This is a genomic window from Agrobacterium sp. 719_389 (genome assembly GCF_900188475.1).
GTDB lineage: Bacteria > Pseudomonadota > Alphaproteobacteria > Rhizobiales > Rhizobiaceae > Agrobacterium > Agrobacterium radiobacter.
The window spans coordinates 271,467-293,127 of the sequence record NZ_FYEM01000007.1 but is presented as its reverse complement, the minus strand read 5'-3'; the positions used below and the strand labels follow the sequence as shown (position 1 = coordinate 293,127).

The following is a 21,661-nucleotide window of genomic DNA, read 5'->3' as shown; positions in this document are numbered from 1 at the left end:
TTTGTTGTCATCCCGCGCATTCCTCCCTCATCCCTGTGCCTGTCACAGGGATCCAGTCGACGCGCGTCTGCGCGGCGGAAAGACTCCCCTCAACCCAAGAACTTGGGCTGGCTGGATTCCTGTGACGAGCACAGGAACGAGGTGGAGGAGAGGAGTGCGCCCCGCCATTCACGACAAACGTCACTCTTCCCAATGCACATCCGTCAGCACATTCGAGGGAATGGGTTCGTTTTCCCAGAGCCCCTTCACCTTCTTGTCCCACACGCCGAGCTTCGGCATGACAAAAAGGTAAAGTGCCGGCACATCTTCTGCGAGGATTTTCTGGGCGTCGCCGTAAAGCGCTTCCTGCTGGGCCGCATCCGCCGTCTTTTCGACGTTGCCGACGACCTCGTTGAAGGCCGGGTTCCTGTAATTGAAATAATAGGGATCGCGCGCATAGATATCGATATCCATCGGCTCCGCATGGGCAACGATGGTCATGTCGTAATCCGCACCCTTCAAGACATCCGCCACCCATTTCGCTGGGAATTCGGTCGTCTCGATGGTCATCGTCACGCCGATTTCGGCAAACATCGCCTGCAGGATTTGCGAGGTGCGCTGGGCATAGGCCATCTGCGGCGCCTTGATGGTGAAGCTGAAACCGTCAGGATAACCCGCTTCGGCAAGCAGCGCCCTCGCCTTGTCGACATCGTAGGGGTGCACCCCTGTCGTATCGATGTAGCCGCGATCATTCGGGGTGTAGTGGCTGCCGATGGCCGTGCCGAAACCGGACCATGCGCCTTCGATGACGGTGCCGCGATCCACCGCCATCATCAGCGCCTGGCGCACGCGCTTGTCATCAAAGGGCTTGCGGGCATTGTTCATGCCGGCCACGACCTTCAGTTCGGTATTGCCGACGAAGGTGCCAAGGCGTTTGTCGCCCTCAAAGGAGGTCATCAGCTCCGGCGCGCCGAATTCCGGAAAGGCATCGATATCGCCTGACTTCAGCGCCGCCGCCTGCGCCTGCGGGTCGGAGACAAAACGGAAGGTCGCCTTGTCCAGCTTCACCGCCACGGCCTTGTCCCAATAGCCGTCGTTCTTCTGCAGCTCGACCTTGTCGCCCTTGGCCCAGTTCGCGAATTTGAACGGGCCCGTACCGATGGGCGTGGTCCGGTTATTGTCAGCGCTTTTCGGCGCCACCATCACGGATGCCGGCCAGCCGAGCCAGTAGAGAAGGCTGCCGGCCGGCTGCTTCAGCTTCAGCACCAGCGTTGCGGCATCCGGCGTCTCGATACTGTCGATGGCGGCGAAGAAGCGCTTCTGCGGATTGACCGAGCTTTCGCCACGCGCCCGATCCAGCGAAAATTTGGCGACAGAGGAATCGAAAGCTTCGCCATCATGGAAGGTGACGCCCTTGCGCAGCTTGAAGGTGTAGGTCTTGCCATCAGGGGAAATTTCCCAGCTTTCGGCAAGCTGCGGCTTCACCTTGCCTTCGCGGTCAATCGTCACCAGACCTTCGAAGACATTCTGCCAGGTGACCTGGCCGATGGCGACGGGGGCGGCGATGGTCGGATCGAGACCGGCGGGCTCGACGGCCATACCAAGCGTCAGCGCGGTTTTCGGAGCGGCGTCTGCGGTCGTTACCGAAAGCGGCAGCCAGAGCGCCGTGCCCAGTGCAAGGCCCAGCGCGGCGCGGCGCGAAAGCGTTGCCGCCTGCGAAAGATAAATGCGTGGCATCATTGTCCCCTGTCTGGCGGCCGGGGCATTTTTGCCCTTCCAAAGACCACCCGTTGCAAAAAGAGTGTCATGTTGCAGGCGCACACACAATCTCGATTTTTGTGTGCTCCGTGTAGCTGAAATGGCTACACGGAAATGCGGATGGAAATCAACCTTCCGCGCGGATAGTCATCCGCCTTGCTTACCCCGCCGTCGCTTCACGCATGAAGCGCTCGATGAAATCGGCAAGCTTGGAGGCGGCGAAGGACAATTGCCGGTCGGGAGCAACACAGAGATCGATCTGGGTGTGGATACCCTTCTTGCCGGAGAGCGGAACCGCGACCATCTGGCCGCTGCGGATTTCACGCGCCACCGAAAGCGCCGGTAGGAGCGTGGCGGCGGCGTGGCCCATCACCAGCTCCTTCAGCATTTCCAGCGAACTGGTGATGAAGACGGGATCAAGCTCGATGCCCGCATCGGCAAACAGGGTATCGAATGCCTGGCGTGCGGCAAAACTCTTGTCCGGCAGGGCAAGCGGCAGGCCCGCCAGTTCCTTCAGCGAGACTTCCGCCTGCGCGGCGAGCGCATGGCCGGCGGGGAAGATGGCATCATAACTGATGCGGGTGCGCGAGCGCACTTTCACGCCCGATAGTTTTGGCGCAAACAGGCTGACGACCAGATCGGCTTCCGCCGCACCCAGCGCCTCCATCGCCTGACGAGCGCTGGTAATATGCACCTCGAAGCGCAGCTTCGGATATTTGAGGCTGAACTGCGCCAAGACCGGCGCCAGAAGGTTCGCCACCGTCGCGCCATTGGCATAGACCGTGACCCGGCCGCGCTGCAGGCCTTTGAGATCGTCTATCAGCTGGTGCACATGGTCGAGTTCGCGCAGCGTCTTGCCGGCGCGGGCGGCGAGCAGCTCCCCCGCTGCCGTCAGCTTCACACCCCGGCTGGAGCGCTCCACCAAGGGAGAACCGAAATAATATTCGAGGTTTTCGATCTGCCGGCTCACCGCCGTCGGCGCGACATTCAGGTTTTCCGCCGCGGCGCGCATGGAATTGGTGCGAACGAGTTCATCGAAATACATCAAGGCGCGCAATTGCATGGGGTGGGTACCTTGTTCGGGTGGGCCGGTGTGGCGGGCCAGCATATCATCGAGGCGGGGCGAGAGAATACTTCACGCGGAAAGATCGCTCGTGAAAGCAAAAAACGCGCCGCTTGTTTCTTCTCCCCGCCGGGGAGAAGGTGGCGCGCAGCGCCGGATGAGGGGGCTAGGGTGGAGATATTCGGAGAGCTTGCCCCCTCATATGCCCCGTTCGGGGCATCTTCTCCCCGGCGGGGAGAAGAATGGGAGGCAAACCTCACGCCAAAATCAAACGCGCTTGAAACCCTCACTCGCCACCAGCAGCTGGCGGGTATAATCAGCGCTGAACTCGCGGCTTTCCAGCGCCTCAGCCTCCAGCATTTCCACCACCTTGCCGCTTTTCATCACCGCAAGGCGATCACACATGTGGCTGATGACGCCGAGATCGTGACTGACCATGACGAAGGTGAGGTTGCGATCCTTGCGGGCCTGTTCGAGCAGGTTGAGGATTTCCGCCTGAATGGAGGCGTCAAGCGCCGAAGTCGGCTCATCCAGCAGCAGGATTTTCGGCTCGACGATCAGCGCGCGGGCAATGGCGATACGCTGCCGCTGGCCGCCGGAAAGCTGGTGCGAATAGCGGAAGCGGAAGCCTGAACCGAGGCCGACTTCATCCAGTGCCCGGGCAATGCGCTGCTCGCGATTGTCGAGACCGTGGATGACCAGCGGCTCCAGCAGCAGCGCATCCACCGTCTGGCGCGGGTGCAGCGAACCATAGGGGTCCTGGAACACCATCTGCACATCGCTATAAAAGCTCTTGTCGCGATGCTTGCTGGAATAGGAGCGCCCGGCCACCATCAAGGAGCCTTCGTCGAAATGGTTGAGGCCGGCAATAGCGCGCAGCAGGGTCGACTTGCCGGAACCGGACTCACCGACGATGCCGAAGGATTCACCCTCGGCCACATCGATGCTGACGCTGTCGAGCGCGATGTAACCGTCGAAATCGACCACCATGTCTCTGATAGAAAGAACTGTGCTCATGCGCGCCACTCCGGCTTGCGTTCCAGAACCGGCAGAGGATGCCGGTGGCCGCCAATTTCCGGCAGGCAGTTCAAAAGCCCCTGCGTATAGGGGTGTTTCGCTTCCTTCAGATTGGCGGAAGAAAGCTCTTCCACCACCTTGCCCGCATACATGACGAGAACGCGGTCACAGAAGGAGGAGACGAGCCTCAGATCATGACTGACGAAGATCAGCCCCATGCCGCGGTCGCGCACCAGCTTGTCGAGAATGTCGAGCACTTCGAGCTGCACCGTGACGTCGAGCGCCGAGGTGGGTTCGTCGGCGATCAACAGTTCCGGGCCGCAGACCAGCATCATGGCAATCATGACGCGCTGGCCCATACCGCCGGAGACCTCATGCGGATAGAGATCGAAGACGCGCTCGGGATCGCGGATCTGCACCGCTTCGAGCATGGCAAGCGTGCGCTGACGCGCCTCGCTGCCGCCGATCTTTTCATGGGTACGCAATGTTTCCATGATCTGGCGGCCAATGGTCATGACCGGGTTCAGCGAATATTTCGGGTCCTGCAGGATCATGGCCATGCGCTTGCCGCGCATGATCCGCCGCTCCTTTGCGGACGCCTTGAGCAGGTCGATATCGCCGAAACGCAGGGCATCGGCCTCGATGCGCGCGCTTTTCGGCGTCAGCCCCATGATGGCGCGGCCCGTCTGCGACTTGCCGGAGCCGGATTCGCCGACGATGCCGAGGCGTTCGCGCCCGAGCGTGAAGGACACGCCGCGCACGGCTTCCACCAGCCCGGTGCGGGTGGGGAAGGAAACGCGGAGATTCTGAACGGTCAGAAGCGGCGCACTCATTGGCCCGCCTCCTTGGGATCAAGCGCATCGCGCAACCCGTCGCCCAGCAGGTTAAACCCGAGGCTGACGATGAGGATCGCCACGCCGGGCATGGCCGCGACCCACCATTGGTCGAGAATGAAACGACGCCCCGAAGCGATCATCGCGCCCCATTCCGGTAGCGGCGGCTGCGCGCCAAGTCCTAGGAAGCCGAGACCTGCGGCGGTGAGGATGATGCCCGCCATATCGAGCGTGACACGCACGATGAGCGACGACATGCAAAGCGGCATGACGTGTTTCAGGACGATGCGGAAGGGCGATGCCCCCATGAGCTTCACCGCCGCGATGAAATCGGAATTGCGGAAGGTCATGGTTTCAGCGCGCGCGATACGCGCATAGGGCGGCCACGACGTCACCGCGATGGCGAGCACCGCGTTTTCAATGCCCGGCCCAAGGGCGGCTACCAGCGCCAGCGCCAGAACCAGTTTCGGAAAGGCCAGAAAGATATCGGTGATGCGCATCAGAACGGCATCCACCCAGCCGCCGGCATAACCCGAGACGGTGCCGACGATGAGCCCGATGGGCGCCGCGATGATGGCCACCAGCAGCACGACGAAGAGGGTCAGCCGCGAGCCGTGGATGAGGCGCGAGAGAATATCGCGCCCCTGATCGTCGGTGCCGAGCAGGTAACCGGCAGTACCGGGCGGCAGAAGCCGGGCATTGCGCAGATCGCCCTGCACCGGGTTGTGCGGCGCCAGCACATTGGCAAACAGCGCAACGAAAAGCAGCGCAACGATGATACCGAGGCCGAGCAGCGCCAGCCGGTTTTCCGAAAACCGCCGCCAGATGACATAGGCCCGGCCAAGACGAGCCTGCCTGCGCGAGGCCGGCCGGTCGGAGAGCAGCCATTCGCGGCTATAGGGTTTGAGTGTGTCGGTCGAAATCGTCATCGGCTGCGCGTCCTTGGGTCGAGCGTCCGGTAAAGCAGATCGGAAAAGAGATTGATGCCGACGAAGATGGCGCCGATCACGATCGTGCCGCCGAGAACGGCGTTCATATCCGCATTCTGCAGGGAATTGGTGATGTAGAGGCCGAGCCCCGGCCAGGCAAAGATGGTTTCGGTCAGCACCGAACCTTCGAGCAGACCGGCATAGGACAGCGCAATCACGGTCACCAGCGGCACGGCGGCGTTGCGCAGCGCGTGGAACCAGATGATGCGGGTTTCCGAAAGCCCCTTGGCGCGCGCCGCAACTATATATTCCTGGGCGAGCTCGTTCAGCATGAAGGAACGCGTCATGCGGCTGATATAGGCCAGCGAAAAATAGCCGAGCAGCGAGGCGGGCAGGATGATGTGGCGGAACAGATCCCACAACACGTCCCATTGCCGCTGCCAGATCGCGTCGATCAGGAAAAAGCCCGTGACCGGCGTGAAGGTGAATTCGTAGACGATGTCCATGCGGCCGGGATAAGCGACCCATTGCAGCCGGGCGTAAAAGACGAGGAGCGCCAACAGCCCGAGCCAGAAGATCGGCACGGAATAACCGATGAGGCCGATGACGCGCACCACCTGGTCGGCAAAGCTGCCGCGCTTGACGGCGGCAAGCACACCGAGCGGTATGCCGAAAACGGCGCCGATGATGGTGCCGATCGTGGCAAGCTCTATGGTTGCCGGGAAAACCCGCTTGATATCCTCCATCACCGGATTGGTGGTGAGGACGGAGATGCCGAAATCGCCCGAAAGCGCCTGCTTCAGATAAAGAAAGAACTGCTGCCAGAGCGGCAGGTTGAGGCCCAGCTGCTCACGCACGCGCTCGACCACATGGGCAGGCGCGCGGTCGCCGACGATCGCCAGTGCGGGATCGATCGGCACTACACGGCCAATGAAAAATGTGACCGCCATCAGCCCCAGAAAGGTGGTGATGACGGTGACGGCGAAGCCGAGAACGGCCTTCACACGGGCGTTGGCACGGCGTTTGCCCTGCCTCGCCCGGCTGTTCGTTTCAACGATGCTCAAGAGACCGATCCTTCCGGATCATTCCTTGGAGATCGTATAGACGTAGTTGGTGTCGAAGCTCGGCCCGAGCTTCAGGCCCTTTAGCTTGGCGGAATAACCGGCCACTTCCGTCTGCTGGAAGATGATGACGAAGGGACCCTTCGCCAGAACTTCCTTCTGCAGGTTTTCATAGATGGCGGCGCGCTTGGCGCTGTCCTTCTCCAGCAGAGCCGACTGGGTTTCCTTGGTCAGATCAGGAACGTCCCAGGCATTGCGCCATGCGAGCGTCTTGTTCTTGCCCTCATCGGAATTGTCGTAGTTGATGGTGAAGGTTTCCGCATTCGAGTTCGGATCGAAATAGTCCGAACCCCACTGGCCGATATAGATATCATGGGTGCGGGCGCGGTACTTGGTCAGCGTCTGCTTGCCGTCGCCGGGAATGATTTCGAGCTTGATGCCAGCCTGCGCCAGCGTCTGCTGCACGCTTTCGGCAATGCCGGTCACCGGCTGCGTGTTGCGCACATCCATGGACACGGTAAAGCCGTCCTTCAGGCCGGCCTTGGCCAGAAGTTCCTTCGCCTTGGCGACGTCGAGCTTGTAGGGGTTCTCGTTGAGCGCACCCAGCTGGCCCTTCGGCAGGAAGGTCTGGTGGACTTCGCCGATGCCCTTGATGATCGTCTCACCGATCGCGTCATAATCGACGAGATATTTGAACGCCTCGATGACCTCGGGCTTCTTCAGGTTCTCGTTCTTCTGGTTGAGGCTGAAATAATAGACGGTGCCCTTTGGCGCAGAGGTGACGGCAAGGCCTTCCTTCTTGGAAACGGCTTCCATATCGCCGGGCTCAAGGTTGCGGGCCACATCGATATCGCCGTTTTCAAGCGCCAGGCGCTGGCCGGAGCTTTCCTTCATGTGGCGATAGACCACGCGCTTCAGCTTCGGCTTCTCGCCGTAATAATTCGGGTTGGCCTCCAGAATGACCGCCTCATTGGCCTTCCAGCCGAGGATCTTGTAGGGGCCGGAACCGGCATAACCCGTCTTCAGGAACTCGTTGCCGAAATCGGTGTCGTATTTGTAATCGGCGCTCGGCGTGACCGACTTCGCCTTCTCGGTGATGAGCTTCTTGTCGACCACCGAAGCAACGGTTGCGGTGAGAACGTTCAGCACGAAGCTCGGCGCATAGGGCTTGTCGACCGTCAGAACGAAGGTGTTTGCATCCGCAGCCTTCGCCTTTTCGGTGACATTGTCGCCCTTGAGGCCGAACTGCGTCAGCAGGAATGCGGGCGACTTGTCGAGCTTGACGGCGCGTTCGAAGGAGAAGGCGACGTCGTCAGCGGTGACCGGATTGCCGGAGGCGAATTTCAGGCCGGATTTCAGCTTGAACGTATAGGTCAGGCCATCCTCGGAGGTCGTCCAGCTTCCGGCGAGATCGCCAATAACCTTGGACGTGTCGTTGAGATCGATGGAAACCAGCTTGCTATAGGTGTTGCCGGTGACTTCGGCAGCGGAGAGTTCGAAAGCCTCACCCGGATCGAGCGTGATGATGTCGTCGATGGCGAAACCTTCGACCAGCGTATCGGCCGGCGTGGCGGCAAAAGCATGCGGTGCAGACAGCATCATCAGCGACAAAGCGGCGCTGGTGCTCAGAATACGCATGGAGTTGTTGAGCGATTTGATCATAGGATCTCCCCTTTTGTTATGAGATTGATTTCGTTCGCTTAAAACTTTTCTCAGGCCGCCTCGTGCCAGGCCTGGGATAAAACGCGCAGCCAGTTTTCCCGGCATATTTTAGCAAGTTCTCCATCACCGTAGCCCGCCGATTTCAGCGCCGCAACCAGATTGTGATTGCCGCTCGCATCGGCAACGCCGACGGGTATCGTCGCGCCGTCGAAATCCGATCCCAGCGCCACGCAATCGATGCCCATGCGCTCCACCATGTAGTCGATATGGCGCAACATGTCGGAAAGCGGCGTATCGGCAATGTCGCGCGCATCTGCCCTGAGCATGGTCACGGCATAGTTGAGACCCACCAGACCTCGGCTTTCCTTGATGGCATCCATCTGCCTGTCTGTGAGATTGCGGGCGACCGGGGTGAGCGCATGCGCATTGGAATGGCTGGCAATCAGCGGCTGGTTGGTGGTCTTGGCCACATCCCAGAAGCCTTTTTCGGTAATATGCGCGAGATCGATGAGAATGCCGAGCCGGTTGCACTCCTTCACCAGCGCAAAACCGGCATCGGTGAGGCCGGGCGCCGTATCTGGCGACATGGGGTAAGAGAAAGGAACGCCGTGGCCGAAAATATTGTGCCGGCTCCAGACCGGGCCGAGCGACCGCAGGCCGGCGGCGTAAAACACCTCCAGCGCGTCGAGATCGGCGCCGATCGCCTCACAGCCTTCCATATGCAGCACCGCGGCGAAAATATCCTCGGCAAAGGCCTTGCGAATATCGGCCGTGGAGCGGCACAGCCGCCAGGCGCCGGCGCGATCGAGCCTCAGCGCAATCGCCGCCTTCTCCATGGCGATATCCAGCGAAGGCAGGCGCTCCAGCGGAGCGGCGAGCGGCGTGTTGTAATGGCCGCTTTCATCCGGTTCCTGCAGAATGAGGTCGCCGGAAGGAATATAAATGGCGCAGATGCCGCCGCCGAGACCGCCTGCCCTTGCACGGGGGCCATCGATATGGCCTTCGCGCGTACCATTCTTGAATTCGGCCACCGGATCGGCACCGGCCTTGCTGTTGCGCCACAACCGAAGCAGCACATCATTATGACCGTCGAACACTGCATGCATGGGAAGAAATTCCAGTCATCGGAAAGAACAAAACGGGGGCGGGCAGACGCCGGGATGACACCGCGCGAAAGCAAACCGGCGCATTATTCGCCGACCGCTATTGTCTGTCGGAGCCGATCTTAGGACGATCTCTTCGAGCTTCGCAAGACACAAATTAGGCAGCGGTGAAATTATCACCACTTGCCTTTTGCCGGAATTTGCGCTTCGTCAGGCGCGCCAGCCGTCTTCCGCTTTGGTGAGCAGCGGCGTGGCGAAAACGCCCCTCACCCGCTCCGGCCATTCCGGCCCGAAAGCGGCGATTTTTTCCCGCCAGCGATCCGATTGCAGCATGGCCGCACCGATGACAGCGGGCCGGATGCCGGAGGCGGCGAGAAGCGCAAGACCTGATACGATGGAGCTGCCGCTGGAGATCACATCATCCACCAGCGCCACCCGCCTGTTCTCGATGAGCGGCAGCATGCGGGGATCGATATAGAGCCGTTTTTCCTGCCGGGTGGTGATGGAGGACATCGGCACCGACAGTTCCTCCAGATACCAGAATTTGCGTGAGGTGCCGAGAGGCACGTAACGGGAATGGCCGAGATGCCGGGCAACGGCGGCGGCGAGCGTCAAGCCCAGCGTCGGCAGGCCGATAACGACATCCGGATTGAAGGGCGCGAGCTTGGCGGCGAGATCGGCGGCCAGCGCCTCCAGCACCGCGAACGACACCTGATTGACGATGAGCGATGCCAGCGCGTGCTCCCCATCCGCAAGCGGCCGGACGGGCAGGCAGATCTGCCTTCCATCATCCAGTTCCGCCGGAAAAAAGCTGGAATGCGGACCCGCCGTACCGAAGGTGGCCGGCGGAAGAATATCCTGCCAGAACTCATGCGGCGCGGCGGGAGAATGGGCGGCGGGCGATGAGGATGGCGGCATCGGTTTTCCTTTCAGGATCGGGATCGCGCAAGGCGGACGCGGTTTTCGGCCGCGCCGATCCCGTTCAGCGCATCAGGCATTTCAACAACCGCGAATATGCGGCGGGTTCATTTCATTGGCTTTTTCCGCTAGAACGGAAACAAAGCAACAGGCATTCGGACAAACCCACCTATGACGCGGGTTTTTCCCATATTCAAGGACAAGCTTCCCATGAGACTGCTGGATCGCATCGGCGAGGATCTGCCATTCCTGACGGAGCTTCGTCATGATCTGCACGCGCATCCGGAACTGGGTTTCGAAGAGGAGAGAACCAGCGCCATCGTCGCCGATCTTCTCGAGCGCGCCGGGCTGAAGGTGCATCGCGGTCTTGGCGGCACCGGTGTGGTCGGCACGCTGCAGGTGGGTAATGGCGCCCGCAGCATTGGCCTGCGCGCCGATATGGATGCGCTTGCCATGCCTGAGGTGCCCGACCGGCCCTATAAATCGAAATTTCCCGGCAAGATGCATGCCTGCGGACATGACGGCCACACCGCCATGCTGCTTGGCGCCGCGCGTTACCTCGCAAAGACCCGCGATTTTTCCGGCACCGTGCATTTCATCTTCCAGCCGGCCGAAGAAGGCCGTGGCGGCGCGAAGAAAATGGTGGAGGACGGGCTTTTCACGCTGTTCCCCTGCGATGCGGTCTATGGCCTGCACAATATGCCGGGGCTTGGTATCGACGAGATGGCCGTGGTGGAAGGCCCGCAGCTTGCCTCTTCCGATAGCTGGCGCGTCACCTTCAGGGGCATCGGCACCCATGGCGCCAAGCCGCATCTTGGCCGTGACCCGGTAACGGCGGCCGGCACCTTCCTCGCCTCGCTGCAAACCATCGTCGGCCGCGTGGTCGATCCGCTGCAGCCCGCCGTGGTCAGCGCCTGTTCGGTGCAGGCGGGTGACCCGAAGGCGCTCAACGTCATTCCCGATCTCGTCGCAATCGGCGGCACGGCGCGCGCCTATGCGCCTGAGGTGCGAGACCAGCTGGAAGCGGAAATCGACAGGCTGGCAAAGGGCACGGCGTCGATGTTCGGCATCGAGGCGCATTACGAATTCATCCGCCGCATTCCGCCCGTCATCAACGAGGCGGATGCAACAAAACGGGCGCTGCGAGCCGCCAAAACCGTCTTCGGCAATAAGGCCCGCACCGCCTTCCCGCCCTCGACCGCCGGCGACGATTTCGCCTTCTTCGCGGGCGAAGCCCCCGGCTGCTACGTCTGGCTCGGCAATGGTCCGGCGGTGGATGGCGCGCTGCACCACAACACCTCCTACGACTTCAACGATGCGGTCATCGTGCCGGGCGTCGCTTTCTGGGCGACGCTGGTGGAGCAGGAACTGGCGGCGGAGTAAAACCTCGGCGATGGCCGCTCAGGCGCGCCGCGCGCCCGGACTGGCAAGGCTGGCTAAAATTCCGGCAAGCGCGCAGCCGGCGGTGATGGCCATGATGCCGGGCCAGCCGGCATGGATCCAGAACCAGCCGCCGATCCAGCCGGTGATGCTCGCGCCGCAATAATAAAACAGCAGATAGAGCGCGGAAGCATGGCTTTTGGCGCTTCCCGCATTGGCGCCCACACCACTGCTGGCAGCCGCATGCCCAATGAAAAATCCGACGGTTATCGCCGCAATCCCCGCCACGATGAGGATGATGCTTGAGGCGAAGGTCAGCAGGATACCGGCAAGGATGGTGGAAAAGGCAACCACCAGCATGATCCGCCGGCTGAACCGGTCAACCAGAGCACCGCCATAGGAGGAAGCCACGATACCCAGGGCAAAGGTCAGGAAGATCATGCTGACGGCGGTGCGGCCCAATTCGTAAGGCGGCGCGACGAGGCGAAAGGCGCAATAGTTGAAAACAGTGGTGAACACGCTCGTCAGCATCGCGCCGAGGAAATAGAACCGCCGAAGTTCAGGATTTCCAAGATGTTGCGCCCATATTCTCAGATGATTTTTCAGCGGCATATGCTGCGGCCGGAAATTCCGCGAAGGCGGAAGCAGCAGCAGGAAGCCGATGGCCGCGAGGATGCAGACCGCCCCCAGCGCATACATCGCCACCTGCCATGAGGTATAGGCGGATACCAGCCCCATGCCAACACGTCCCGCCATGGAGCCGAACGCCGTGCCGCCGACATAAAGCCCCATCGCCTTGCCGAGACTGGAAGGTTCAATCTCCTCGGCAAGATAGGCCATGGCGACGGCGGGAACACCGCCGAGCACGAAGCCTTCCAGCGCGCGGGCGGCAAGCAGCCATGCCCAACCTTCCGTGCTTGCTGCAATGATATTGGCGATAGCGGCCAGCATCATCGAAACGAACATCAGATTTCGGCGGGTGAAGAGCTGGGCAAAAGCACCGCTGAGAAGAATGGCGAATGCAAGCGTTCCCGTCGTCAGCGACAAAGCGAGCGATGCGGTTGCGGGGTTGATGCCGAATTCCGCCGGAAATTCCGGCAGCAGCGGCTGCACGCAATAAATCAGCGAAAAGCTGGCAAAGCCGGCCAGAAAGAGCGCCCAACTCGCCCGGCGAAACTGGCGGCTTCCCTGCCGGATCCAGAGCACATCCGGCGGCTCCTCCGTCATGACGATCGGCGGGGTGAAATCCTGTTTTTTGAGCTGGCGCATCGGGTTTGTCCTTTTCGCTCCCAGCTATAGCGCAGCTCTGTCTTTCATTCTAATATATGGAAGGCGTTCATGCCATATCTGGATCTAATATCATGGAACTCAGGCACATCCGCTATTTTCTGGCCATCGCCCATGAAGGCAGTTTTACGCGGGCGGCAGAACATCTGGGAATCGCGCAGCCGCCGCTCAGCCAGCAGATAAAGGTTCTGGAACAGGAAATCGGCGTGCGGCTGTTCCGGCGTCTCGCGCATGGCGCGGAACTAACGCCGGCAGGTCATGCGTTTCGCATCGCGGTGACCCATATTCCGCATCAGGTGAGCGAAGGTATCCGGCTTGCACGCAGGGCGGCGGCCGGTGAAACCGGTATCCTGAGAATAGGCGTTACCGGCACCGCGGCGCTCAACCCTCTGGTTCCGGCCTGCATCCGCACTTACAGACGCAAATACCCTGACGTAGAACTTCAGGTGATGGAGGCAGCTGCTCTCGCACTGACGCCAGCCCTGCTTGAAGATCGGCTGGACGTGGCGTTGCTGCGCCCCTCACAATCCGACCCTGATACGTTGCTAGAGGAAGTGCTCACTGACGAACCGCTTCTGGTCGCCCTGCCGGCATCCCATCCACTCGCGCGGCGCGGAACCGCCATAGACCTGATAGAACTGCGCGAAGACCCTTTCATTCTGACGCCACGCAGCATCGGCACCAGCCTTCACGATGCATCGATAAAAGCCTGCGAGGAGGCTGGATTCACGCCGCGTCTCGGGCCGGCTGCACCACAAATCGTCTCGATATTGTCGCTGGTCGCGGCCGAACTCGGGGTTTCCCTCGTTCCGGAATCCGTCGCGCAGGTCAAAATGCACAACATCGTCCTGCTGCCCTCCAGCGGCCCGCCGCCACAGCTTTCAATATCGCTCGCCTATCGGCGCGGAACGACATCGCCCGTGGTGAAGAATTTCGTGATGGCAGCGCGCATTGCCGCGCGTGAAACACAGACGCCTGACGGGCCCAAGGTGGAATAAATCGCAGCGCGCAGATGCGAACCGCCGCTATTCGAGAACAGCAATCACCGGGCTTTCCATCACCTTGCCCGTAAGCACATCGGCAATGCCCATATCCGTCTGGTGCGGGCCGATATTGCAGGCGAGCGTGGCGCCGAAGCAGGCTTTGAAGACGAGATAGGGCGGCTGCCATTCCACCACCCTACCGACGGCGGCGCGTAATTCCTCGAAAGCCATTGCCACGTCTTCAAGCGGCGCATCGGAAACGAGGCCGGAAAGCGGCAGCGGGAGAAGTGCCGTGACCTTGCCCTTGGAGGCGACAGCCATGCCGCCGCCTGCCGTTATCACCGCATTGGCGGCGAGCGCCATGTCCTCGGCATTGCCGCCGAAGACGGTGAGGTTGTGGCTGTCATGCGAGACGGTGGTGGCGAAAGCGCCGTCCCAGTTTCCCCAGCCGGTGAGGAAGCCGGTTCTGGTGACCGGTTCGGCCTTGCCGTGACGGTGGGTGACGGAAATCATCGTTACGCCTTCGGGCGGAACGATGAAACCGTCCTTCACATCGGCTTCCGCTTCGCCCCATTGTGTGAAGCGCGGGCGGTCGATGGTGGCGAGACGCACCTTTACACCTTCGGAAGCAACCCGAAAATCATTGACTGCGCGCAGCGGCAGCTTCATCGAACCTTCAAGCGCCGTCGCATCACAGGCGGGAACCTCGGCGAGCATATGCCCGCCTTCCGCAACCGCCCTGCCCTCGGCCAGGACGTGGCGGGCGGCAAAGCCGCTCAGATCCTCGAAGACGACGATATCGGCGCGACGGCCGGCGGCGATAAGGCCGAGATCGGAACGGCCGAGCCTTTGGGCGGCATTGAGCGTTGCGGCGCGCAGCGCCCATTCCGGCTTCAGGCCATAACGCACAAGGCGGCGCACCACATCATCCAGCCCACCGCCCTGCAACAGGTCATCGGGGAAGACATCGTCGGTGCACAGCGTCACCGTCTGCGGCAGATGGCCGAGCGTATTCAGCGCCTCGACGAATTCCGGCAGCAGATGATCGTGGGAGCCGCGCAGCTCGATGGTCATCCCGGCCCGCAGTTTCGCCATCAGGTCTTCACCCGAGACCAGTTCATGATCGGAAGAGACGCCCGCCGCCATGAAGGCATTGAGATCGACGCCCTTCAGGCCGCGTGCATGGCCGCAGACCAGCTTTTCCGAGACAAGCCCAGCCTGCACGATGCCGCTCATGCGCGGATCACGCTCGATGACGCCGCGCATATTCATGATTTCCGCAACACCGCCGACCTGCGGCCATGACAGGATATCGGCGAGAATGGCGGCGTCGAAATCCGCACCGCCGCGCTCCAGTCCCGGTGCCGAGGGTACGCAGGAGGGCGCGAGCAGAATAGCGCGCAGCGGCAGGTTTTCTATGGATTTCGCCGCCCATCGAACGCCATCGACACCATGCACATTGCCGAATTCATGCGGGTCCCAGACGATGGTGGTGACGCCGCGTGCGACCACAGCCGCCGCATAGGCGGCCGGCGTGACCATCGAGCTTTCGATATGCATATGCGTGTCGATGAGGCCGGGTGAGATATAGCCTCCCGTCGCATCGATGATCTGCTCAGCATCGGTGCGGCTTGCCGGTTCGTGAACGCTGGCGATCAGCGCGCCGACGACGCCGATATCGGCGGCGCGAAGCTCCCCCGTCACCACATCCACCAATGTTCCGCCGGTGACGAGAACATCAAAAGGCGCATCGCCGCGTGCGGCGGCAACGGCGCGGGCGCGCAGCGCATCCTCGGTAAGATCGGCCGGCTCGCGTATCCGTGAATTGGCGCTCATCGGGCGGCCTCCCGGCGCAGCGCCTCGAGAACCGCAGCCTTTGCGGCTTCGGCATCCACCGTTTCGGCGAAATGCGCATTGAAGTCTTGCGCTTTATGAGCGCGCGTCTCGACCACGGTTCGCCCGCGTGTCAGCGTCGCGTGAAGTTCAACGTCGATCCTCGCATGACGCCAGCCGAGAAGGCCGGAAGAAAAGCCGACAGCGGCGACGGGATCGTAAAGCGCCATGGCGGGTCTGCCACGGCTGGTGGCGATGCCGATGAAGCCTTCCAGCAGATCGGCAATCAGCCCGGCGTTTTTGCCACCGGCATTGCGGATCGGCAGCACATCGGCCGGCGAGGCGGTGACCTTGCGGCAGGCGTCCAGGTCGACCATGCGCAGCGGCAGGCCGTGGGAGAGCACGATGGCCAGCGCTTCCGGATCGGCAAAGGCGTTGAATTCGGCCGAGGCCGTGTGGTTGCCGCTCGTCACGCCGCCTCCCATCCAGGTGAGGTCGGAAATCCTGCCAGCAAGATCGGGCCGGGCAAGGCAGAGCGCGGCAATATTGGTGAGCGGTCCAAGCGCGAGAATGCGCTTCTCGCCTTCCCCCTCCAGCCAGCGGCAGAGGGCGGTAAAGGCATCGCTTTTCGGCAAGGCCGGCGCATCCGGCAGGCTTTGGCCGATGGTCGGGATGCCACAATCACCGAGGATCGACTGGGCGGTTTCAAGCGCGCCGAGAACCGGCATGGCGCGGCCCTGATGGATCGGCATCGACCAGCCGAAGGCGGCAACGGCGCCCGCGGCATTGCCGCAGACCGCTTCCAGCGTTGCATTGCCGAAGACCAGCGAAATGCCGTCGATTGCAAGGCCTGCCGATTGCACCACCATGATGGCGGCAATATCGTCAAAGCCCATATCGGTATCGATCCATACACCCATGATCAGCCAAACACCTTGAGGCTTGCCGCTTTTTCGACCGGCAGGTCAAAGGCGAGCGTATCACCGATCGTATGGGCGATGAGCGCAGCGTCGGTTTCCGCCTTGATGGCGCCAAGCGGCGTATCGAGCAGATATTCGCGGGTATTTCCGGCAAAGGATGTGCCGCGCACGGTTCCCTGGAAAGGACCTGAACCAAGGGTTACCATGCGCGGCCGCCAGGCCAGTCCAGATGCTGAAGGGACTGGTCCGGGAAGCGGTGTTGTGCCGTTCGCGATTTTCAGCGCGCCGCCTTCCAGCGCGAAGATGTTTTCGAAGCCGACGAAGTCTGCCACGAAGGATGAAACCGGTGCGTTATAAATCTCTTCCGGCGTGCCGATCTGCTCAATCTTACCGCCCTTCATGACGACAATGCGGTCGGCCAATGCGAGCGCCTCGATCTGGTCATGGGTGACGAAGATCATCGTCACGCCGGTTTCCTTCTGCACGCGCTGCAATTCGGTGCGCATTTCGAGGCGCAGGCGGGCATCGAGGTTGGAGAGCGGCTCATCGAGCAAAAGCACTTTCGGCTCCATGACCATGGAGCGCGCCAACGCCACGCGCTGCTGCTGGCCGCCTGATAGTTCCGCCGGTTTGCGCGAGGCGAAGTTGGACAGGCCCACAGACTTCAGGCCGGAGGCGACCTTGTCGTCCAGCGCCTTGCCGCTCAAGCCCTTGAGTTTCAGGCCGAAGGCGACGTTTTCGTAGACCGTCAGATGCGGGAAGAGCGCATAGGACTGGAACACCAGACCCACGGCGCGCTTGTTGGCGGCCACCCGGGTAATGTCTGCGCCATCGAGATCGATGCGTCCGCCGGCCACCGGCATCAGCCCGGCAATGGCGCGCATCGTCGTGGTCTTGCCGCAGCCTGATGGTCCGAGAAGCGCGAGCAGCTCGCCCTTGCGGATATCGAGATCAAGGTCCTTGACGGCGACATTGCCGCCGTAGGCGAGCGAGACTTTTTGGAGCGAAAGGTAATTTGCGTCAGACATAACGGGAGAACCCCAGAAAACGTTCGGCCATGAAAACGATGCCGATGGAAAGGAAGGCGAGCAGCGAGGAGAGTGCGGCGACGGACGGATCGAAGACGATTTCCATGTAGCCCAGCATATCGATGGGCAACGTGCGCACGCCCGGACCCGACAGGAACAGCGACACCGGCACCTGGTTGAAACTCGTCACGAAACCGAGAATGAAGGCTGAGAGAATGCCGCCGCGAATATTCGGCAGCACCACGCGAAAAAACGCGCCGAGCCGCGAGGAACCGAGCAGCACCGCCGCCTCCTCGATATCCGAGCGCAGATTATTGAGGCTGGCCGAAACCACCCGCACCGTATAGGGCAGGATGAGCGCCGTGTGGGCGAGAAACAGGGCAAGCGTGATGCCGATGCCGAAGGGCACGACAAAATAACGCAGCAGCGCCAGACCGACGATAATGCCAGGCACGATGATCGGCGCGGAAACGATGGTGCGCACCGTCTCGCTGAACGGCAGCTTGTAGCGCGACATGGCGTAGGCGGCGGGAATACCGAGGATCAGCGCCGTGAATGTGCCGCCGATGGCAAGGAACATCGACATCGCAAAGCTCTCGCGGAAGCTTTCGACCGTAAAGACCTTGGCGATCCATTTCAGCGAAAAACCCTGCGGCGGAAAGGCGAGCGTATCGCCAGCCGAAAACGAGGCCGCGACGATGATGAGGAACGGCCCGATCAGGAAACCGACGACAAGAAGGAGCGTGAGCGGAATGAAGAGCTGCCGGGTCATTTCTTGCTCCTTGCGGTGGCGATGCGCTTCAGCAGGATATTGGCGGCAAAGCTCATGACGATCAGGATGAAGGCGATGACGCTGGCGGCGACGAAATTGTTGGACACCGTCACCTGCTGGTAAAGCAGGGTTTCCAGCATCAGCACCTTGGAGCCGCCGAGAATGGCGGGCGTGATATAGGCCGTCAGCGAACCGGTGAAGACCAGCGTGCCGCCGACAACCAGCCCTTCCTTGGTGAGCGGCAGGATGACCTTCCAGAACACCTGAAACCAGTTTGCGCCGAGAACCCGGGCAGCCGCGATCGTATCCTTCGGCATGTTCTCCAGCGCGCTGATGAGGGAGATGATCATCAACGGCAGGAACAATTGCAGAAGGCCGATGAAGACGGCCGTTTCGGAAAACAGGATGCGGATCGGCGCGTCACTCAGGCCCACCGCCTGCAGCGCCTGGTTGACAATGCCGGTTCTGCCGAGAATGACGATCCAGGCATAGGTGCGGGCAACCGGCGAAATCATCAGCGGCAGCACGACGAGATTAACGACGTGTCCCTTCGATCCCGGCGACAGGTTGACGATGGCGAAGGCCGCCGCATAACCCACCACGGCCGAAACGGCGGTGACAAGTGCGCCAAGCTTCAGTGTGCGCAGGAAAACGGTCTGGTTCAGCGGATCGGAGAAGAAATCGGCATAGGCCGACAACGTCCAGCCGTCGGCGGTGCGGAAGCCCTCCGATAAAAGCATGAAGACCGGCACGAGAAAAACCGCCGCCGCGAAAATTGCGGCGGGCAAGGCAAGCGCCAGCGCTTCGGCCCGGTTCTGAAACATGGGTTTATTCCCTGAACGGCCTGCAGGCCGGTTGTTTTTTTGGCCAGACGCACCAGCCTGCGAGATTGCGGGGTGGAAAAGCGGTCAGGGGACGACCGAACCGCTTTTCCCGGAATGGAGCCATCCTCACGGACGTTTCGATGCCCCATTCCAAACGGTGAAAGGACTTATTGGCCGACCTTGGAATTCCACTCCGACAGCCACTTGTCGCGGTTATCAAGCGTCACGTCGGAGGGGATGAGCTGCAGGCTTTTTGCGGTTTCGTCGCCATAGGTGATGTTATTCGCCACCTCGTCGGAAACCTTGACCTCCCTGTTGGTCGGGCTGTCCACCAGCTTTTCGGCGAGAGCCTTCTGAACATCGGTCGAAAGCCAGAAATCCATGAACTGCAGCGCGAGATCTTCGTTCTTCGTACCCTTGGGCACCACGAGCACGTTCATGCCGCCGGTCTGGCCTTCCTTGGGTGTCGCCCAGGCGAGCGGCAAGTCAAGCTTGGTGAACGGCGCCCAGGAGAAGCGGCCGATCGGGGCTGCCCAGATTTCTTCCTGCTGCATGAGCTGCACCAGCTGCGAGGACTTGACGTAGAAGGTGACGATATCGTCCTTCTTTTCGCCCACAGCCTCGATTGCGCCGGAAAGATCAGGCGTGTCCTTGCCGATGGCCTTGCCGAGCATATAAAGCGCCGGCGGGCCCTGATTGGTGGTGACATTCGGGAAGGCGACGTGATCGACGATACCGTCCTTCAGGAGATCGGCCCAGCTATCGATCTTCATCTTGTCGGTACGGTAAACGATTGATGTGGCGTAGAAATTGACGCCGACGCTCATGCCGTCGCCATTCGGATCCTTGGCGATGTCATAGAGCTTTCCGATATTCGGCACCTTGGCGGCGTCGATCTTCTGGATCAGGTCCTTGCGGGTGGCGGAGAGCGCATCCGCCATGGAAACGATGGCGAGATCGACCACCGGATTGGCCTTGTTGGCCTCCATCTTGGCCAGACGCTCGACGCTGTTGCCGGTCTCGACCACCAGCTTGCAGCCGCATTGCTTTTCGAACGGCGTATAGACCAGTTCCTTGAATTCGTCCTGCGCGAAGGCGTAGACAGAGATCGTCAGCGTCTTGTCCTGCGCCTGCGCTCCGCCCATCGTCAGCATCAGGGCGGCGCCCGATGCAAGAATGATCTTTTTCATGGTGTGAGTTCTCCTGCTGTCGTTTTTTTGGCTTCAATCGCGTCATGCTTTGCCTTGCCGGTGGAACCGCGCATGATCAGCGCCATCGGTACTTTCGAGATGTCCGCCGTCACATCGACAGCGACGCCGTTTTCACCCGCACCGTCGATTGCGCGCAGCAGCGCGCCGACGGCTAAATCGGCTATGCGGCCCATATCCATGCGCATGGTCGTCAAGGGCGGGGTGACCACGGCGGAAAAGATGAGATCGTCGAAACCGGTGACGCTCGCCTCTTCCGGCACCTCGATGCCCTCACGCTGCAATTCGGTGAGCGCGCGCAGCGCATGCAGATCGGATACGGCGGCAAAGGCGGTGAAACCTTCGGCAACCCTGTCGGCAAGACCAAGCCGGCAACCCGCGCCGTCCGCCTGTTCAATGGCGTCCACCCAGAGCGTCTGCGTCACGCATGCCTTGCCAAGACCATCGCGAATACCGCCAAGACGGTCGTTCTGCACATTGGAATCCCGGTTTTTGCCCACCAGCACCACCTTGCGATGGCCAAGCCCCGCCAGATATTCGCCAACCTGCCGGCCGCCATCCCAATGGTCGGCGGCAACCGTGTTTCCGGGTGTCGAGGGACTGTCGATAACCGCAACAGGGCAATCGACATCGGCAATGCGCGTACCGCGGCGGGGGACAACCACCATGCCATCCACACCGCGCTCGATCAGCCGGTTGATGGCATCCGTCTGCATGGCGATCTCGCCACGCGCATCGGCAATCAGCACACCGTAACCGGCGGAGACCGCCGCCTTTTCGATGGCCTGCGCGATCTGCGGGAAAAGCGGATTGGCGATATCGGGCAGAACCAGCCCCAGAACACCTGATCTGCCGGTGCGCAGCGCCCTGCCCGCCGAACTCGGCACATAACCAAGTTCGCTTGCGGTCTTGCGGATGCGCTCCACCAGTTCAGGCGAAACACGACCCTTGCCGGAGAGCGCATTGGACACGGTTGCCACCGACACGCCGAGTGCCGCTGCTATCGCGCTCAGATTGGTGGCAGGCCGTGAAGACGCCATGATGGTCCGAAGGGGCTGATTAAACGTTTAATCACGATAATCCAGCTAAGCTCTCCTGTCGAG

19 protein-coding genes are annotated in these 21,661 nt (G+C 61.3%); 2 read left to right on the top strand and 17 right to left on the bottom strand.

What is annotated here, in order from left to right:
- Positions 1-180: 180 nt before the first annotated feature.
- From CFB10_RS15130 to CFB10_RS15090, 9 genes are all read right to left on the bottom strand, one after another.
- Entirely contained in the window at positions 181-1,716 is a 1,536-nt protein-coding gene (locus tag CFB10_RS15130) for an ABC transporter substrate-binding protein (protein ID WP_026363648.1), read from the bottom strand.
- Between the two features lie 181 nt (positions 1,717-1,897).
- On the bottom strand, positions 1,898-2,800 hold the full coding sequence (locus CFB10_RS15125) for a LysR family transcriptional regulator (RefSeq protein ID WP_026363647.1): 903 nt from the start codon (positions 2,798-2,800) through the stop codon (positions 1,898-1,900).
- Between the two features lie 267 nt (positions 2,801-3,067).
- Positions 3,068-3,817 (bottom strand): ABC transporter ATP-binding protein, encoded by a 750-nt coding sequence (locus CFB10_RS15120; RefSeq protein ID WP_003504761.1) that lies wholly within the window; start codon positions 3,815-3,817, stop codon positions 3,068-3,070.
- The gene (locus tag CFB10_RS15115; RefSeq protein ID WP_003504759.1) at positions 3,814-4,650 is read right to left on the bottom strand and encodes an ABC transporter ATP-binding protein; all 837 of its coding nucleotides are present in this window, start codon (positions 4,648-4,650) and stop codon (positions 3,814-3,816) included. The genes CFB10_RS15120 and CFB10_RS15115 overlap by 4 nt, the downstream gene beginning before the upstream one ends.
- Complete coding sequence (locus tag CFB10_RS15110; protein WP_020010371.1) at positions 4,647-5,579, bottom strand: ABC transporter permease; 933 nt, start codon at positions 5,577-5,579, stop codon at positions 4,647-4,649. Before CFB10_RS15110 ends, CFB10_RS15115 begins: the two co-directional genes overlap by 4 nt.
- A complete protein-coding gene (locus tag CFB10_RS15105; protein WP_003499026.1) occupies positions 5,576-6,643 on the bottom strand; it encodes an ABC transporter permease in 1,068 nt (355 codons plus the stop codon). The genes CFB10_RS15110 and CFB10_RS15105 overlap by 4 nt, the downstream gene beginning before the upstream one ends.
- Before the next feature lie 18 nt (positions 6,644-6,661).
- On the bottom strand, positions 6,662-8,302 hold the full coding sequence (locus tag CFB10_RS15100) for an ABC transporter substrate-binding protein (RefSeq protein WP_020010370.1): 1,641 nt from the start codon (positions 8,300-8,302) through the stop codon (positions 6,662-6,664).
- A 50-nt stretch (positions 8,303-8,352) separates the two neighbouring features.
- Positions 8,353-9,408, bottom strand: a complete 1,056-nt coding sequence (locus tag CFB10_RS15095) for a dipeptidase (RefSeq protein WP_020010369.1) — start codon at positions 9,406-9,408, stop codon at positions 8,353-8,355.
- A gap of 207 nt (positions 9,409-9,615) precedes the next feature.
- On the bottom strand, positions 9,616-10,323 hold the full coding sequence (locus tag CFB10_RS15090; RefSeq protein ID WP_020010368.1) for a phosphoribosyltransferase: 708 nt from the start codon (positions 10,321-10,323) through the stop codon (positions 9,616-9,618).
- Positions 10,324-10,533: 210 nt separating this feature from the next.
- Between CFB10_RS15090 and CFB10_RS15085 the strand changes: the two genes are divergently transcribed.
- Complete coding sequence (locus CFB10_RS15085) at positions 10,534-11,706, top strand: M20 aminoacylase family protein (RefSeq protein ID WP_026363646.1); 1,173 nt, start codon at positions 10,534-10,536, stop codon at positions 11,704-11,706.
- A gap of 18 nt (positions 11,707-11,724) precedes the next feature.
- Here CFB10_RS15085 and CFB10_RS15080 read toward each other — a convergent pair whose 3' ends face one another.
- Entirely contained in the window at positions 11,725-12,972 is a 1,248-nt protein-coding gene (locus CFB10_RS15080; RefSeq protein WP_020010366.1) for an MFS transporter, read from the bottom strand.
- A 92-nt stretch (positions 12,973-13,064) separates the two neighbouring features.
- Here CFB10_RS15080 and CFB10_RS15075 point away from each other — a divergent pair, with 92 nt between their 5' ends.
- Complete coding sequence (locus CFB10_RS15075) at positions 13,065-13,988, top strand: LysR family transcriptional regulator (RefSeq protein ID WP_020010365.1); 924 nt, start codon at positions 13,065-13,067, stop codon at positions 13,986-13,988.
- Between the two features lie 27 nt (positions 13,989-14,015).
- Here CFB10_RS15075 and CFB10_RS15070 read toward each other — a convergent pair whose 3' ends face one another.
- From CFB10_RS15070 to CFB10_RS15040, 7 genes are all read right to left on the bottom strand, one after another.
- Positions 14,016-15,809 (bottom strand): adenine deaminase, encoded by a 1,794-nt coding sequence (locus CFB10_RS15070; RefSeq protein WP_020010364.1) that lies wholly within the window; start codon positions 15,807-15,809, stop codon positions 14,016-14,018.
- Positions 15,806-16,726 carry a nucleoside hydrolase gene (locus tag CFB10_RS15065; protein WP_020010363.1) on the bottom strand — a complete coding sequence of 307 codons (921 nt, stop codon included), beginning with the start codon at positions 16,724-16,726 and terminating at the stop codon, positions 15,806-15,808. Before CFB10_RS15065 ends, CFB10_RS15070 begins: the two co-directional genes overlap by 4 nt.
- Before the next feature lie 2 nt (positions 16,727-16,728).
- Entirely contained in the window at positions 16,729-17,754 is a 1,026-nt protein-coding gene (locus CFB10_RS15060; protein ID WP_020010362.1) for an ABC transporter ATP-binding protein, read from the bottom strand.
- Positions 17,747-18,526 (bottom strand): ABC transporter permease, encoded by a 780-nt coding sequence (locus CFB10_RS15055; protein ID WP_020010361.1) that lies wholly within the window; start codon positions 18,524-18,526, stop codon positions 17,747-17,749. Before CFB10_RS15055 ends, CFB10_RS15060 begins: the two co-directional genes overlap by 8 nt.
- Entirely contained in the window at positions 18,523-19,350 is an 828-nt protein-coding gene (locus CFB10_RS15050; protein WP_020010360.1) for an ABC transporter permease, read from the bottom strand. Before CFB10_RS15050 ends, CFB10_RS15055 begins: the two co-directional genes overlap by 4 nt.
- Positions 19,351-19,517: 167 nt before the next feature.
- A complete protein-coding gene (locus CFB10_RS15045) occupies positions 19,518-20,540 on the bottom strand; it encodes an ABC transporter substrate-binding protein (RefSeq protein ID WP_020010359.1) in 1,023 nt (340 codons plus the stop codon).
- Positions 20,537-21,598, bottom strand: coding sequence for a LacI family DNA-binding transcriptional regulator (locus CFB10_RS15040; RefSeq protein ID WP_020010358.1), 1,062 nt, complete (start codon positions 21,596-21,598; stop codon positions 20,537-20,539). The genes CFB10_RS15045 and CFB10_RS15040 overlap by 4 nt, the downstream gene beginning before the upstream one ends.
- Positions 21,599-21,661: the final 63 nt, after the last annotated feature.

What these genes read in the sequence shown, in the direction of transcription:
- CFB10_RS15130 (WP_026363648.1), bottom strand. Translation starts at nt 1,716, where the DNA reads ATGCCACGCATTTATCTTTCGCAGGCGGCAACGCTTTCGCGCCGCGCC.
- CFB10_RS15125 (WP_026363647.1), bottom strand. Translation starts at nt 2,800, where the DNA reads ATGCAATTGCGCGCCTTGATGTATTTCGATGAACTCGTTCGCACCAAT.
- CFB10_RS15120 (WP_003504761.1), bottom strand. Translation starts at nt 3,817, where the DNA reads ATGAGCACAGTTCTTTCTATCAGAGACATGGTGGTCGATTTCGACGGT.
- CFB10_RS15115 (WP_003504759.1), bottom strand. Translation starts at nt 4,650, where the DNA reads ATGAGTGCGCCGCTTCTGACCGTTCAGAATCTCCGCGTTTCCTTCCCC.
- CFB10_RS15110 (WP_020010371.1), bottom strand. Translation starts at nt 5,579, where the DNA reads ATGACGATTTCGACCGACACACTCAAACCCTATAGCCGCGAATGGCTG.
- CFB10_RS15100 (WP_020010370.1), bottom strand. Translation starts at nt 8,302, where the DNA reads ATGATCAAATCGCTCAACAACTCCATGCGTATTCTGAGCACCAGCGCC.
- CFB10_RS15095 (WP_020010369.1), bottom strand. Translation starts at nt 9,408, where the DNA reads ATGCATGCAGTGTTCGACGGTCATAATGATGTGCTGCTTCGGTTGTGG.
- CFB10_RS15090 (WP_020010368.1), bottom strand. Translation starts at nt 10,323, where the DNA reads ATGCCGCCATCCTCATCGCCCGCCGCCCATTCTCCCGCCGCGCCGCAT.
- CFB10_RS15085 (WP_026363646.1), top strand. Translation starts at nt 10,534, where the DNA reads ATGAGACTGCTGGATCGCATCGGCGAGGATCTGCCATTCCTGACGGAG.
- CFB10_RS15080 (WP_020010366.1), bottom strand. Translation starts at nt 12,972, where the DNA reads ATGCGCCAGCTCAAAAAACAGGATTTCACCCCGCCGATCGTCATGACG.
- CFB10_RS15075 (WP_020010365.1), top strand. Translation starts at nt 13,065, where the DNA reads ATGGAACTCAGGCACATCCGCTATTTTCTGGCCATCGCCCATGAAGGC.
- CFB10_RS15070 (WP_020010364.1), bottom strand. Translation starts at nt 15,809, where the DNA reads ATGAGCGCCAATTCACGGATACGCGAGCCGGCCGATCTTACCGAGGAT.
- CFB10_RS15065 (WP_020010363.1), bottom strand. Translation starts at nt 16,726, where the DNA reads ATGGGTGTATGGATCGATACCGATATGGGCTTTGACGATATTGCCGCC.
- CFB10_RS15060 (WP_020010362.1), bottom strand. Translation starts at nt 17,754, where the DNA reads ATGTCTGACGCAAATTACCTTTCGCTCCAAAAAGTCTCGCTCGCCTAC.
- CFB10_RS15055 (WP_020010361.1), bottom strand. Translation starts at nt 18,526, where the DNA reads ATGACCCGGCAGCTCTTCATTCCGCTCACGCTCCTTCTTGTCGTCGGT.
- CFB10_RS15050 (WP_020010360.1), bottom strand. Translation starts at nt 19,350, where the DNA reads ATGTTTCAGAACCGGGCCGAAGCGCTGGCGCTTGCCTTGCCCGCCGCA.
- CFB10_RS15045 (WP_020010359.1), bottom strand. Translation starts at nt 20,540, where the DNA reads ATGAAAAAGATCATTCTTGCATCGGGCGCCGCCCTGATGCTGACGATG.
- CFB10_RS15040 (WP_020010358.1), bottom strand. Translation starts at nt 21,598, where the DNA reads ATGGCGTCTTCACGGCCTGCCACCAATCTGAGCGCGATAGCAGCGGCA.